Annotated in this window: 11 protein-coding genes and 15 tRNA genes; 24 read left to right on the plus strand and 2 right to left on the minus strand. The window is 47.2% G+C overall.

Going from position 1 to position 13482, the window contains the following annotated elements; genetic code table 11:
• Positions 1 to 9: 9 nt before the first annotated feature.
• A complete protein-coding gene (gene hemA, locus VV1_RS01220) occupies positions 10 to 1269 on the minus strand; it encodes a glutamyl-tRNA reductase (RefSeq protein WP_011078368.1) in 1260 nt (419 codons plus the stop codon).
• A 159-nt stretch (positions 1270 to 1428) separates the two neighbouring features.
• Between hemA and lolB the strand changes: the two genes are divergently transcribed.
• The 20 genes from lolB to VV1_RS01320 all read left to right on the plus strand — a co-directional run bounded on the left by lolB (position 1429) and on the right by VV1_RS01320 (position 7816).
• Positions 1429 to 2037, plus strand: a complete 609-nt coding sequence (lolB, locus tag VV1_RS01225; RefSeq protein ID WP_011078369.1) for a lipoprotein insertase outer membrane protein LolB — start codon at positions 1429 to 1431, stop codon at positions 2035 to 2037.
• The gene (gene ispE, locus VV1_RS01230; protein ID WP_011078370.1) at positions 2022 to 2909 is read left to right on the plus strand and encodes a 4-(cytidine 5'-diphospho)-2-C-methyl-D-erythritol kinase; all 888 of its coding nucleotides are present in this window, start codon (positions 2022 to 2024) and stop codon (positions 2907 to 2909) included. Before lolB ends, ispE begins: the two co-directional genes overlap by 16 nt.
• A 29-nt stretch (positions 2910 to 2938) precedes the next feature.
• Positions 2939 to 3883, plus strand: a complete 945-nt coding sequence (locus tag VV1_RS01235) for a ribose-phosphate pyrophosphokinase (protein ID WP_011078371.1) — start codon at positions 2939 to 2941, stop codon at positions 3881 to 3883.
• 138 nt (positions 3884 to 4021) lie between these two features.
• Positions 4022 to 4612 (plus strand): aminoacyl-tRNA hydrolase, encoded by a 591-nt coding sequence (gene pth / locus VV1_RS01240; RefSeq protein WP_011078372.1) that lies wholly within the window; start codon positions 4022 to 4024, stop codon positions 4610 to 4612.
• A gap of 10 nt (positions 4613 to 4622) precedes the next feature.
• The gene (ychF, locus tag VV1_RS01245; RefSeq protein ID WP_011149723.1) at positions 4623 to 5714 is read left to right on the plus strand and encodes a redox-regulated ATPase YchF; all 1092 of its coding nucleotides are present in this window, start codon (positions 4623 to 4625) and stop codon (positions 5712 to 5714) included.
• 282 nt (positions 5715 to 5996) lie between these two features.
• A tRNA-Met gene (locus tag VV1_RS01250) sits at positions 5997 to 6073 on the plus strand.
• A gap of 38 nt (positions 6074 to 6111) precedes the next feature.
• Positions 6112 to 6196 (plus strand) — tRNA-Leu (locus VV1_RS01255).
• 10 nt (positions 6197 to 6206) lie between these two features.
• Positions 6207 to 6281: transfer RNA gene (locus VV1_RS01260), tRNA-Gln, on the plus strand.
• A 77-nt stretch (positions 6282 to 6358) separates the two neighbouring features.
• A tRNA-Met gene (locus VV1_RS01265) sits at positions 6359 to 6435 on the plus strand.
• Positions 6436 to 6477: 42 nt separating this feature from the next.
• Positions 6478 to 6562 (plus strand) — tRNA-Leu (locus VV1_RS01270).
• A 54-nt stretch (positions 6563 to 6616) separates the two neighbouring features.
• Positions 6617 to 6691 (plus strand) — tRNA-Gln (locus tag VV1_RS01275).
• Positions 6692 to 6736: 45 nt separating this feature from the next.
• Positions 6737 to 6821, plus strand: a tRNA-Leu gene (locus tag VV1_RS01280).
• An 11-nt stretch (positions 6822 to 6832) separates the two neighbouring features.
• Positions 6833 to 6909: transfer RNA gene (locus VV1_RS01285), tRNA-Met, on the plus strand.
• Positions 6910 to 6953: 44 nt separating this feature from the next.
• A tRNA-Leu gene (locus VV1_RS01290) sits at positions 6954 to 7038 on the plus strand.
• A gap of 54 nt (positions 7039 to 7092) precedes the next feature.
• Positions 7093 to 7167, plus strand: a tRNA-Gln gene (locus tag VV1_RS01295).
• Between the two features lie 44 nt (positions 7168 to 7211).
• Positions 7212 to 7296 (plus strand) — tRNA-Leu (locus VV1_RS01300).
• A 55-nt stretch (positions 7297 to 7351) separates the two neighbouring features.
• Positions 7352 to 7426: transfer RNA gene (locus VV1_RS01305), tRNA-Gln, on the plus strand.
• A 45-nt stretch (positions 7427 to 7471) separates the two neighbouring features.
• Positions 7472 to 7556, plus strand: a tRNA-Leu gene (locus tag VV1_RS01310).
• Positions 7557 to 7612: 56 nt separating this feature from the next.
• Positions 7613 to 7687 (plus strand) — tRNA-Gln (locus VV1_RS01315).
• 44 nt (positions 7688 to 7731) lie between these two features.
• Positions 7732 to 7816 (plus strand) — tRNA-Leu (locus tag VV1_RS01320).
• 161 nt (positions 7817 to 7977) lie between these two features.
• Here VV1_RS01320 and VV1_RS01325 read toward each other — a convergent pair.
• On the minus strand, positions 7978 to 9126 hold the full coding sequence (locus tag VV1_RS01325; protein ID WP_026130490.1) for a 2-octaprenyl-3-methyl-6-methoxy-1,4-benzoquinol hydroxylase: 1149 nt from the start codon (positions 9124 to 9126) through the stop codon (positions 7978 to 7980).
• A 306-nt stretch (positions 9127 to 9432) separates the two neighbouring features.
• Between VV1_RS01325 and miaB the strand changes: the two genes are divergently transcribed.
• From miaB to corC, 4 genes are all read left to right on the plus strand, one after another.
• Positions 9433 to 10857: a tRNA (N6-isopentenyl adenosine(37)-C2)-methylthiotransferase MiaB gene (gene miaB / locus VV1_RS01330; protein ID WP_011078375.1), complete on the plus strand. Its 1425-nt coding sequence runs from the start codon at positions 9433 to 9435 to the stop codon at positions 10855 to 10857.
• Positions 10858 to 10930: 73 nt separating this feature from the next.
• Positions 10931 to 12043 carry a PhoH family protein gene (locus VV1_RS01335; protein ID WP_011078376.1) on the plus strand — a complete coding sequence of 371 codons (1113 nt, stop codon included), beginning with the start codon at positions 10931 to 10933 and terminating at the stop codon, positions 12041 to 12043.
• Positions 12033 to 12497, plus strand: coding sequence for an rRNA maturation RNase YbeY (gene ybeY, locus VV1_RS01340; RefSeq protein ID WP_011078377.1), 465 nt, complete (start codon positions 12033 to 12035; stop codon positions 12495 to 12497). Before VV1_RS01335 ends, ybeY begins: the two co-directional genes overlap by 11 nt.
• Positions 12498 to 12575: 78 nt before the next feature.
• Entirely contained in the window at positions 12576 to 13451 is an 876-nt protein-coding gene (gene corC / locus VV1_RS01345; RefSeq protein ID WP_011078378.1) for a CNNM family magnesium/cobalt transport protein CorC, read from the plus strand.
• The last annotated feature ends 31 nt before the right edge of the window (positions 13452 to 13482 follow it).

The raw sequence follows: 13482 nt of genomic DNA on the forward strand, positions 1-13482 counted from the left end.
TTGATAGAATTATTTGAGTTCATCCAGCCCTAAGCTTTGGCGAATGACGGTTAATTTTGCGGGCTCACCCTGCTCTGCGGCCAATTGTAGCGCACGTGTGGGTGCATGGATGAGTTTATTTGTCAGGCGATTACTCAGCTCACGCAGTACTTTTTCTGGGTCACTACCGCTTTCGAGTGATAACAGCGCTTTGCTGAGTAAATCCTCACGAATTTCATTGGCCGACTGACGATACTCACGAATACTGTCCACCGCTTGGAGCGAGCGAAGCCAACTCATAAACGCGGCACTTTCTTCCGCCACAATCGCTTCTGCTTGAATCGCTTCGACTTTGCGCTGCTCAATATTGCTGTCAATAATCGATTGCAGATCGTCAACAGTATACAAGTAAGCATCATTCAAATCGCCCACTTGCGCTTCCACATCACGCGGGACTGCAATATCCACCAACAACATAGGCTGATGACGACGTTGCTTGAGCGCCGTTTCCACCATGCCTTTCCCTATGATCGGCAGCGGGCTCGCCGTGGAGCTGATCACTATGTCCGCTTTGGCAAGGTGATTGGGAATCTCTTGCAAGCTGATCACCTGAGCATCAAATTGCTCTGCTAAGGTCAGTGCACGCTCACGAGTACGGTTTGCCACAATCATTTTACTACAACCATTCGCGTGAAGGTGCTTCGCCACCAACTCGATGGTTTCACCAGCACCGACCAATAGAACCGTCGATTTCTCTAACGATTCAAAAATGTGTTTGGCTAACGTACAAGCAGCATACGCGACCGAAACGGCGTTACCGCCAATGTCGGTTTCCGTGCGGACGCGCTTAGCAACGGAAAAGGTTTTCTGAAACAATTTTTCCAAAGACGCATCCACAGCCTGCTGCTCACGCGAGTCGGAATACGCCTGTTTCACCTGCCCTAATATTTGTGGTTCACCCAGCACCAAAGAATCCAAGCCGCAAGAAACGCGCATCAGATGGCGAATTGCTGCTTGTTCTTCGTACACATACAAACTCGGTTTGAGCTCTTCTAAACCGATTTGATGAAACTGGCTTAACCAATCAATCACCTTGCTGCGTGCACCCGATTTGACATCGCAATACACTTCGGTGCGGTTACAGGTAGAGAGAATCACGCTGCCATTGACTGCTTCATGCTGGCTGAGCTGCTGCAGTGCGTTAGCCAGTTTGTCTGGACCAAACGCCACTTTCTCTCGCAAGTCAACCGACGCGGTGTGGTGATTTATGCCAATAGCAAGCAAAGACATCGATAGTGCTTTCTCTGTACAGAATGGAAAATTAGGAGGCGAATTTTACTTTATGCACGACTTTATTAAAAGGGTGTAGCGGATTTGTTTTCCTTACTTCGTGAGTTCGATGCTATAGTTGAGCGCTCAAAGACTTAAATCAGACAGAAAGTATCCGCCATGTTTCGACGAACTTATTTTTGGTTAATGCTCTTGCCGCTGTTTATGGTTGGCTGTACTGGCCTTCCGGACCATCCCACCAGCGTTGAGTGGCAAAGTCATCAAGCCAAACTGTCACAAATTCAATCATTTCAAGCCGTTGGCAAACTGGGTTACATGTCGCCAGATCAACGACAAAACCTCAATTTCTACTGGAAACATTCACCTGCGCAAAGCAACCTGCGTTTTACGACATTTCTTGGCCAGACCGCATTAAATCTCACCATGACGCCGCAAGGTGCTCGCGTTGAAACCTACGACGATCAGATCTTAACCGCCGCGAATGCGACCGCTTTGGTCCAACAGTTAACCGGGTTGGTTATACCTGTCGAACAACTGAGTGATTGGATCATCGGTTTGCCTAATGGCGCTGACGACTTTCAACTCAATGAGCAAAATACACTCAGCTCATTAGAGAAAGATCTCAATTTTCAGCGTTGGCATATCGCCTACACGCAGTATCGTGATGTGGAATTTCATCAGCAAGTTGTACCGCTGCCAGCCAAGCTTAGCCTGACCCAGCAAGACATCAAATTAAATATCGTTGTGAGTAAGTGGACGCTAAAATAATGATCACCAGCCCAACTACTTGGCCCTCACCGGCCAAACTCAATCTTTTCTTGTACATCAATGGTCGTACTGACAATGGTTATCACGAACTGCAAACGTTATTTCAGTTTCTCGACCATGGCGATCAACTCACGATTACAGCCAATGACAGCGGTCATATCACACTGACGCCAGACATTGTCGATCTCCCCGTAGAACAAAATCTCATTTGGAAAGCGGCCAATGCACTCCAGAAAAAGACGGGATGTACCTTGGGCGCCAACATTCATCTGAACAAAATATTGCCGATGGGCGGCGGTATCGGTGGTGGTTCTTCCAATGCAGCAACGGCATTGGTTGCACTGAATTTTCTTTGGCAACTTGGTCTTTCTGATGATGAATTAGCCGACATTGGCTTAAAACTGGGCGCGGATGTGCCCGTTTTTGTGCGCGGCCATGCGGCATTTGCTGAAGGTGTTGGCGAAAAACTGACTCCAGCACAACCAGAAGAGAAGTGGTATTTGGTGGTGAGACCCGATGTGCACATCGCCACCGTCGATATTTTCACGCATCCACAATTGACGAGAAATACGCCAAAGCGTTCTCTGGAAACGCTTCTTGACAGCGAATACGGAAACGATTGCGAAAAAATTGTCCGAATGATCCACCCAAAGGTTGATAAGCAACTTTCATGGCTGCTACAATACGCGCCGTCAAGATTGACGGGGACCGGATCTTGCGTTTTCGCTGAATTTAACAGCAGATCTGAAGCGGAATCAATCCTTGCCCAACTCTCTGACAATGTCTCGGCATTTGTCGCTCAAGGGCGCAATATTTCGCCGCTAAAAGAGACGTTGGCTGATTATCTTTCAGCCCAAAACCGACCTATTTAAAAACTGGACGCAACCCTGAGGTTTCCACCGTGCCTGATATGAAGCTATTTGCTGGTAACGCAACACCTGAACTAGCCCAACGTATTGCTGATCGTCTCTACATCTCTCTTGGTGACGCCACTGTTTCTCGTTTCTCTGACGGTGAAGTAGCGGTACAAATCAACGAAAATGTACGTGGTAGTGACGTTTTCATTATTCAATCAACCTGTGCGCCGACCAACGACAACCTAATGGAGCTGGTCGTAATGATTGATGCAATGCGCCGCGCTTCAGCGGGCCGTATTACAGCAGTTATTCCTTACTTTGGTTACGCTCGTCAAGACCGCCGTGTGCGTTCGGCGCGTGTGCCAATCACTGCAAAAGTAGTCGCAGACTTCCTTTCAAACGTAGGTGTTGACCGCGTTCTGACGATTGACCTACACGCAGAGCAAATTCAAGGCTTCTTCGATGTGCCAGTAGACAACATCTTCGGTACGCCAGTACTGCTTGAAGATATGCACGCGCGTGGCCTAGAAGATCCTGTTGTCGTATCTCCAGACCTCGGTGGTGTTGTTCGTGCTCGTGCAACGGCAAAAGCGCTTGGTGATATCGATATTGCTATCGTCGATAAGCGTCGTCCACGTGCCAACGTTTCTGAAGTGATGAACCTTATCGGTGATGTTGAAGGTCGTGACTGTGTGATCGTTGATGACATGATCGACACTGGCGGCACGCTATGTAAAGCAGCAGAAGCGCTAAAAGAGCGTGGTGCAAAACGTGTATTTGCTTACGCAACTCACGCCGTGTTCTCAGGCAACGCAGCGAAAAACATCAAAAACTCTGTGCTTGACCAAGTGATCGTCACTGACTCAATCACACTGAGCAAAGAGATGGCCGCAACCGGTAAAGTGACTCAACTAACTCTATCTGGCATGTTGGCTGAAGCGATTCGTCGTATCAGCAACGAAGAGTCTATCTCTGCGATGTTTAACTAATCACCCTTTTCGATTAGTCCATTTTTAGAACACCCCTTGATTGGGGTGTTTTTATTTGCGATGGAGCTTAGCCTCGCCCATCGTTACTTTTCTGTGCTATCATACCGCGCTTTTGAAGATTCCAAAGAGATCCTAACCTTGAGTCAACAGATCAAACTTCTTGTCGGCCTTGCTAATCCTGGGCCTGAATATGCCAAAACTCGCCACAATGCGGGCGCTTGGGTAGTAGAAGAACTGGCACGCGTTCACAACATTACGCTAAAGAATGAAGCAAAGTTCTATGGCTTAACAGGACGTATTGTGATGAATGGTCAGGAACTGCGTTTACTGATTCCTACTACTTTTATGAACCTTTCTGGTAAAGCCATTGCTGCATTGGCAAAGTTTTATCAGATTCAACCAGAAGAGATCATGGTCGCGCATGACGAACTGGATCTTCCTCCTGGTATCGCAAAGTTCAAAAAAGGTGGTGGCCATGGTGGCCACAATGGTTTGCGAGATACCATTAGTAAACTGGGCAACAATAAAGAATTCTACCGTCTACGGATCGGCATTGGCCATCCTGGACACAAAGATAAAGTAGCGGGTTTTGTACTGGGTAAAGCACCTGCTAGTGAACAATCCTTACTCGACGCTACCGTCGACGAATCTGTTCGCTGCTTGGATATTTTGATCAAAGATGGTCTATCCAAAGCACAAAACCGCCTCCACACGTTCAAAGCTGAATAAGGTTACAATCATGGGTTTTAAATGTGGCATCGTTGGCTTGCCAAACGTTGGTAAATCAACTCTGTTTAACGCACTGACTAAAGCGGGTATTGAAGCCGCTAACTTCCCGTTCTGTACAATCGAACCAAACACTGGCGTGGTACCAGTGCCAGATTTGCGTTTAGACGAATTGGCAAAAATCGTAAACCCACAACGTATTCTGCCAACCACGATGGAATTCGTTGACATTGCAGGTCTAGTAGCTGGCGCATCTCGCGGCGAAGGTCTGGGTAACAAATTCCTAGCCAACATCCGTGAAACGGACGCAATTGGTCACGTAGTTCGTTGTTTTGAAAACGAAAATATTGTTCACGTTGCAGGCAAAGTCTCTCCAATCGAAGATATCGAAGTGATCAACCTTGAACTGGCCATGGCTGACCTTGATTCTTGCGAACGCGCCATTCAACGCCAAGCGAAGAAAGCGAAAGGCGGCGATAAAGACGCGAAATTCGAACTGACTGTTCTAGAAAAGCTGCTTCCTGTCCTCACCGAAGGTGGCTCTGCACGTACTGTAGAACTGTCTAAAGAAGAACTTGCCGCCGTTGGTTACCTAAACTTCCTAACACTGAAGCCAACCATGTACATCGCTAACGTGAATGAAGATGGCTTCGAAAACAACCCATACCTAGACGCGGTTCGCGAGTTTGCAGCGAAAGAGAACAACGTGGTTGTTCCTGTTTGTGCCGCGATCGAATCAGAAATGGCAGAGCTGGAAGATGACGAGCGTGCAGAATTCCTAGCGGATATGGGCATTGAAGAACCAGGCCTAAACCGCGTAATCCGTGCAGGTTACGAATTGCTGAGCCTACACACATACTTTACTGCGGGTGTGAAAGAAGTTCGTGCATGGACTATCCCTATCGGTGCGACCGCACCAAAAGCGGCAGGCAAGATCCACACCGATTTTGAGAAAGGCTTCATCCGTGCAGAAGTGATTGCCTACGATGATTTCATTCAATTTAAAGGTGAAAACGGAGCAAAAGACGCAGGTAAGTGGCGTCTAGAAGGCAAAGAGTACATCGTTAAAGATGGTGATGTGGTTCATTTCCGTTTCAACGTTTAATTGTTTGTTTAAACTTTAAACAACTCAATCGAATACAAAGCCAGCCAGATCGCTGGCTTTTTTATTGGCTGAGAAAAAAGTTCATATTAAGTTATTCAAACCAAGTCAATTTGTTAGCACTTTTCGATCACAAACGCGCCTCTTTGTTTAAAAAGAAAGCGAACGATTTGTTTATCCCGATTTATTTAAAAAAACTGTTGACGGTTGTGACGCAACTCCTCATAATGCGCCCCGTTCCCAACGAGACAGCGATGAAACGAAAGGAACGGAAAACATGGTTTTGGCTACGTAGCTCAGCTGGTTAGAGCACATCACTCATAATGATGGGGTCACAGGTTCGAATCCCGTCGTAGCCACCATCCCTAAGAACTTTTTTAAAGAGTTATTAGGAATAGTTGCGGAAGTGGCGAAATTGGTAGACGCACCAGATTTAGGTTCTGGCGCCGCGAGGTGTGAGAGTTCGAGTCTCTCCTTCCGCACCATGTTTTCAGCAGGTCTATCGCCAAGCGGTAAGGCAGCGGCTTTTGATGCCGCCATTCCCTGGTTCGAATCCAGGTAGACCTGCCAACTATTTAAGTGAAAACCTTTTATAAAGGGGTTGTCACTGAGAGAGAGAATAGTTATATTGTCTCGCTCCAAAAGATGGCTACGTAGCTCAGCTGGTTAGAGCACATCACTCATAATGATGGGGTCACAGGTTCGAATCCCGTCGTAGCCACCATTCCTAAACATTCTCTTCATTGAGAGTTTTTAGGAATAAAATGCGGAAGTGGCGAAATTGGTAGACGCACCAGATTTAGGTTCTGGCGCCGCAAGGTGTGAGAGTTCGAGTCTCTCCTTCCGCACCATTATTTAAGTTTCTAGTCGATGATTAGAAACGGATAGTGAAAGCTATCAACTGCAGGTCTATCGCCAAGCGGTAAGGCAGCGGCTTTTGATGCCGCCATTCCCTGGTTCGAATCCAGGTAGACCTGCCACTATTTAGCTATTGAGATGATTATCTTAATTAGCAGACAATTTATGCGGAAGTGGCGAAATTGGTAGACGCACCAGATTTAGGTTCTGGCGCCGCGAGGTGTGAGAGTTCGAGTCTCTCCTTCCGCACCATAAATTGTTGTGGCTACGTAGCTCAGCTGGTTAGAGCACATCACTCATAATGATGGGGTCACAGGTTCGAATCCCGTCGTAGCCACCATTCCTAAACATTCTCTTCATTGAGAGTTTTTAGGAATAAATAATGCGGAAGTGGCGAAATTGGTAGACGCACCAGATTTAGGTTCTGGCGCCGCAAGGTGTGAGAGTTCGAGTCTCTCCTTCCGCACCATTATTTACGTTTCTGAGCAATGTTCAGAAACCGATAGCGTAAGCTGTCAGCTGTAGGTCTATCGCCAAGCGGTAAGGCAGCGGCTTTTGATGCCGCCATTCCCTGGTTCGAATCCAGGTAGACCTGCCACTATTTAGCTATTAAGACAATGTCTTGATGCATGAAAATTCGATGCGGAAGTGGCGAAATTGGTAGACGCACCACATTTAGGTTCTGGCGCCGATAGGTGTGAGAGTTCGAGTCTCTCCTTCCGCACCATCGAATTTCTTTTCTAAGCGAACACTTAGAAAACGATAGCAAAGCTGTCATCTGTAGGTCTATCGCCAAGCGGTAAGGCAGCGGCTTTTGATGCCGCCATTCCCTGGTTCGAATCCAGGTAGACCTGCCACTCATTCGTTATTAAGACTCTGTTTTGATAACAACACAAATCGATGCGGAAGTGGCGAAATTGGTAGACGCACCAGATTTAGGTTCTGGCGCCGCGAGGTGTGAGAGTTCGAGTCTCTCCTTCCGCACCATCGATTTGAATTCTAAGCAACGACTTAGAAAACACGATAGCAATGCTGTCATCTGCAGGTCTATCGCCAAGCGGTAAGGCAGCGGCTTTTGATGCCGCCATTCCCTGGTTCGAATCCAGGTAGACCTGCCACTATTTAGCTATTAAGACGTTGTCTTGAAAGCACACAATTTGATGCGGAAGTGGCGAAATTGGTAGACGCACCAGATTTAGGTTCTGGCGCCGCGAGGTGTGAGAGTTCGAGTCTCTCCTTCCGCACCATCATTGAACAAAACCCAGCTTAGGCTGGGTTTTGTTTTATCTGACGTTCTTATCTTCATTACATTGTTCATTGTTTGTGAAAACAAAAAAAAAGCGAACTCGATGAGTCCGCTTTCCTTTCCTGATACAAACGCTCGTTTATGAGCCCTCTCCCAATGCCATCACATTCCTAGCGCATATTTCAACACTTGATGTTTGATAGGCCCAGAGTGCTCAGCCAACTTGAGGGCTGCGTTACGAACCAATTTTAATGGGGTGATATCGTTACTAAAGCCTTTGTAGAACAGATCCATCCCAGTTTGCATTAGCAAGTTGTCCGCATAGCGTGCTTTCTGATAGGCCGCTTGTTGAGCCACTGTCAAAGGTTGGTTTTCCGTCGCCTTGAGTAACGCTTCAACGTCTTTAAAACCAAGATTGACGCCTTGGCCGGCTAATGGATTGATCGTGTGGGCCGCATCCCCAAGCAACAAACAATTTTGTTGATAATAGGCTTGTGCATGTCGTCGGGTTAATGGGAAAGAATCCCAGTACAACACGTCAAACTCTCCCAATTCATCAGGGAAATGACGAATAATTTCCTGTTTCAGCTTTTCTGCGCTCATGGCTGACAATTCGCGAATACGTTTGGGTGAATCGTACCAAACCAAAGAACCTTGCTGGCCTTTCAATGGCAAAAAAGATCGTGGGCCACTTGGGGTAAATTGCTGCCAAGTGATCGCCTGTTGCGCAGATTCCGTCGCAATATTGATCAACATACAATGCTGGCGATAATCCCATGCGGTAATGCCAATGCCAGCCAACTCACGCACCTGAGAGTTGGCACCATCTGCGCCAATGACCCAAGAGGCTTCAATTTCTAAACCACTCTCAAGCGTCAACGTGTTGAACTCATCGAACTCAAGACGCTTCAGTTTATCTGGGCATTGCAGAGTCAAATTCGGGTACTGAGCAAACTCTTGCCACAACCCCAATTGAATGAGACGGTTTTCCACAATGTAACCTAGCTGCTCCAAATTGAGTTCATCGCTGTGAAAACGTGTACGACATTCTGGGTGCTCCCAGGTTTCTAACCGTTTGTAGGGGCAAACTCGAGTTGCTTGAATATGTTGCCAGGCCCCTAGCGATTCCAGCAAACGCACGGAGTTGTGGGAAATGGCGGACACTCGGATGTCCATCGGTTGGCTTGCTTCAAACGCTTTCGGCTCAAACCCTTCAACCACGATGACTTTTCTGCCTTGTTTGGCAAATCCGATGGCCACAGCCGCACCTACCATGCCGCCACCGACGACGGCAATGTCGTATTTATTCATCTTGTACTCTTGATCAACTTGATTCAAAGACGGTTTTGCATTGTACGTTTTACTGGCAAGTTTGCGAAACACTTTGTCCCTATCAAGCGGCTTAGGTCACTCAGTTTCCATCGACAAAAACCTTAGAAAACCAAGGCGAAATACCTGACAAGACCCTAGATAAAATCAGGCTTTGCGAAGAATTCACCAGATCACTAGTCAGTAGGTTTTTAAAGCAGTACAATACGCCGCTTACCGCCGTGATGGCGGCTATACTTTGAACAATTTGTTCAACGAATTTTTAGTATTAACACGAGCGAAAGTGAGATGAGTAAGAAACTGCTAATTAAAACCTGGGGTTGCCAGATGAACGAATACGATTCATCGAAAATGGCGGATCTGCTGAACGCAGCAAATGGCTACGAATTGACAGAAGAACCAGAAGAAGCAGATGTTCTATTACTTAACACCTGTTCGATCCGTGAAAAGGCGCAAGAAAAAGTGTTCCACCAGCTTGGCCGTTGGAAAACACTCAAAGATAAAAAGCCAGGCGTCGTGATCGGTGTTGGTGGTTGTGTAGCAACACAGGAAGGCGATCACATTCGTGAACGTGCACCTTTTGTTGACGTTATCTTTGGCCCGCAAACCTTGCACCGTCTTCCTGAAATGATCAAACAATCACAAAGTGAAGATGCACCAGTGATGGACATTTCATTCCCAGAAATCGAGAAGTTTGACAGTCTGCCAGAACCACGTGCAGAAGGCGCAACCGCATTCGTTTCTATCATGGAAGGCTGTTCTAAGTACTGTACTTACTGCGTAGTGCCTTACACTCGTGGTGAAGAAGTCAGCCGCCCAATGGACGATGTGCTTTACGAAATCGCGCAACTTGCCGAGCAAGGTGTTCGCGAAGTCAACCTGCTAGGCCAAAACGTAAACGCATACCGTGGCCCAACGCACGATGGTGAAATCTGTTCTTTTGCAGAACTGCTTCGCCTTGTTGCGTCTATCGATGGTATCGACCGTATTCGCTTTACCACCAGCCACCCACTTGAGTTCACCGATGATATCATCGCTGTCTACGAAGATACGCCAGAGCTGGTGAGCTTCCTTCATCTACCAGTACAAAGTGGTAGCGATCGCATTCTGACGATGATGAAGCGTCCTCACACTGGCATCGAATACAAGTCGATCATTCGTAAACTGCGTAAAGCGCGTCCTGATATCCAAATCAGTTCTGACTTTATTGTTGGCTTCCCAGGTGAAAGCGACAAAGATTTCCAAGACACCATGAAGCTGATCAAAGATGTCGACTTTGACATGAGCTTCAGCTTCATCTTCTCTCCTCGCCCTGGTACTCCTGCGGCAGATTACCCATGTGATCTTTCAGAAGAGACGAAGAAAGAGCGCTTGTACGAACTGCAACAACAAATCAACGCACAAGCCATGCGTTACTCTCGCCTCATGCTAGGCACAGAGCAGCGTGTACTGGTTGAAGGCCCTTCTAAGAAGAACTTGATGGAGCTACGTGCTCGTACAGAAAACAACCGTGTAGTAAACTTTGAAGGTAGCGCAGATCTGATTGGTCAGTTCGTTGATGTGAAAATTACCGATGTATTTGCGAACTCACTGCGTGGTGAGATTGTACGTACTGAAAAAGATATGGACCTACGTAGCGTGATTTCGCCAACACAAATGATGGCCAAAACACGCCGCGAAGATGAGCTAGGTGTAGCGACATTTACGCCATAAGCTCGTATTAATCGCCATTGAGAGCCTGGTTGTTATCAGGCTCTCGTTAAGTGGCAGACAATGAGAGGCAACATTGAGCAATAAAATCGTCACTCTAGAGATTAACCTAGAACCCTCCGATAACCGCCGTCTTGCAAGCTTGTGCGGTCCTTTTGATGAAAATATCAAACACTTAGAACGTCGACTCGGCGTTGAAATCAGTTACCGTGGCAACTTTTTTACCATCGTTGGTAAACCCCACACATCCGCCGCCGCGCTCGATATCATTAAAACGCTTTACGTTGAAACCGCGACGGTTCGCGGCCAAATTAAAGACGTTGAACCTGAAGATATCCACCTTGCGATCAAAGAATCTGGTGTGCTTGAACAAAACCAAGAATCGGCCATCGCGCATGGTAAAGAAGTGTTTGTTAAAACCAAGAAAGGGGTGATCAAACCTCGCACGCCGAATCAGGCGCAATACTTGGTCAATATGGTCACGCACGACATCACTTTCGGTATTGGCCCTGCTGGTACGGGTAAAACCTATCTTGCAGTTGCTGCAGCTGTCGATGCGCTAGAGCGTCAAGAGATCCGCCGCATTCTGCTCACTCGTCCTGCGGTTGAAGCAGGTGAAAAACTCGGTTTCCTACCGGGTGATTTGAGTCAGAAAGTCGATCCTTATTTACGCCCGCTTTACGATGCATTGTTTGAAATGCTCGGTTTTGAACGGGTTGAAAAGCTGATTGAGCGTAACGTCATCGAAGTGGCACCACTGGCATACATGCGTGGTCGCACACTCAACGATGCCTTCATCATTCTCGATGAGAGCCAAAACACCACAGTAGAACAGATGAAAATGTTCCTGACCCGTATCGGCTTTAACTCTCGCGCCGTGATCACAGGGGATGTCACGCAGATTGACTTACCTCGCGGTGCAAAATCTGGCCTTCGTCATGCCATCGAAGTGCTCAATGAAGTGGAAGAGATCAGCTTTAACTTCTTCCAATCCGATGACGTCGTTCGCCACCCAGTCGTCGCGCGCATCGTCAATGCCTACGAGAAGTGGGAAGCACAAGACCAAAAAGAGCGTAAAGAGTTTGAACAACGTCGCCGAGAAGAGCGCGATGCCAAACTGCTTGAAGCCGCCAAAGCCGAGCTTTCTGCACAAATCAGCGCGGATAAGGAAACCACACATGGCAATTGAACTGGATCTGCAACTGGCGGTCGAAGATCAAAACGGCCTACCTAGTGCGCAAGATTTCCAAACCTGGCTGGACAAGACCATTCCGCCGTTTCAGCCACAGGCAGAAGTCACGATTCGCATCGTTGATAGCCAAGAGAGCCATCAGCTGAATCACGATTATCGTGGTAAAGATAAGCCCACTAACGTGCTTTCTTTTCCGTTTGAAGCGCCCCCTGGAATGGAAATGGATTTGTTGGGTGATTTGGTTATTTGTCGCCAAGTGGTTGAACAAGAAGCCATAGACCAAGACAAACCCCTGATGGCACATTGGGCGCATATGGTTGTACATGGTAGCTTGCATCTGTTAGGTTATGACCATATTGAGGACGACGAAGCTGAAGAGATGGAGTCCCTCGAAACAGAAATAATGCAAGGTATGGGATTTACTGACCCATACTTAGCAGAAAAAGAGTGAGCATTCGATACGCACTAGCGCGTTGAATGCCAAATGTGTGCTATCACACATCTGATAGCGTTACTTAATAGAGAAACAATGAACGACGACAATTCTCAAAATTCAGAAGGTCCGAGTAGAAAGTCCTTCTTCGGACGCCTGGGTCAATTATTTCAGGGTGAGCCTAAAGATCGCCAAGAGTTAGTGGATGTTATCCGAGATTCTGAAGTAAATGACCTGATTGACCATGACACTCGAGATATGCTCGAAGGTGTGATGGAAATTGCTGAAATGCGCGTTAGGGACATCATGATCCCTCGCTCGCAAATGGTCACCATCGAGAGAAAAGACAATCTCGATTCACTTATCGCACTGATCACTGATGCGCAACACTCGCGCTACCCAGTTATCAGTGAAGATAAAGACCATGTAGAAGGCATCCTACTTGCGAAGGACTTACTCAAATACTTAGGCTCAGACAGTGCTCCATTTGATATCGAAGAGGTTATCCGCCCAGCGGTCGTGGTTCCTGAAAGTAAGCGAGTCGATCGCCTACTGAAAGAATTCCGCCAAGAACGTTATCACATGGCCATTGTTGTTGATGAATTTGGTGGCGTCTCCGGCCTTGTCACCATCGAAGATATTCTTGAAGAAATTGTTGGGGATATCGAAGATGAGTTCGACGAAGAGGAAGATGCAGATATTCGTAAACTCAGCAAGCATACTTATGCGGTCAAAGCATTGACCACCATTGAAGAGTTTAACGAAACCTTTGGCAGTCGTTTTAGCGATGAAGAAGTGGATACAGTGGGTGGTTTGGTGATGACAGCCTTTGGTCACTTACCAACTCGTGGCGAGATCGTAGAAATTGATGGTTTCAATTTCAAAGTGACCGCCGCCGATAACCGTCGTGTTATCCAGTTACAAGTCACCGTGCCTGACTCGGTTTCTGTTGCAGAAACCACTCCAGAGTAACGATAACCGCCTCTGCAAAGAGGAATATCAG

The sequence above is a fragment of the Vibrio vulnificus CMCP6 genome (genome assembly GCF_000039765.1).
Lineage (GTDB): Bacteria > Pseudomonadota > Gammaproteobacteria > Enterobacterales > Vibrionaceae > Vibrio > Vibrio vulnificus_B.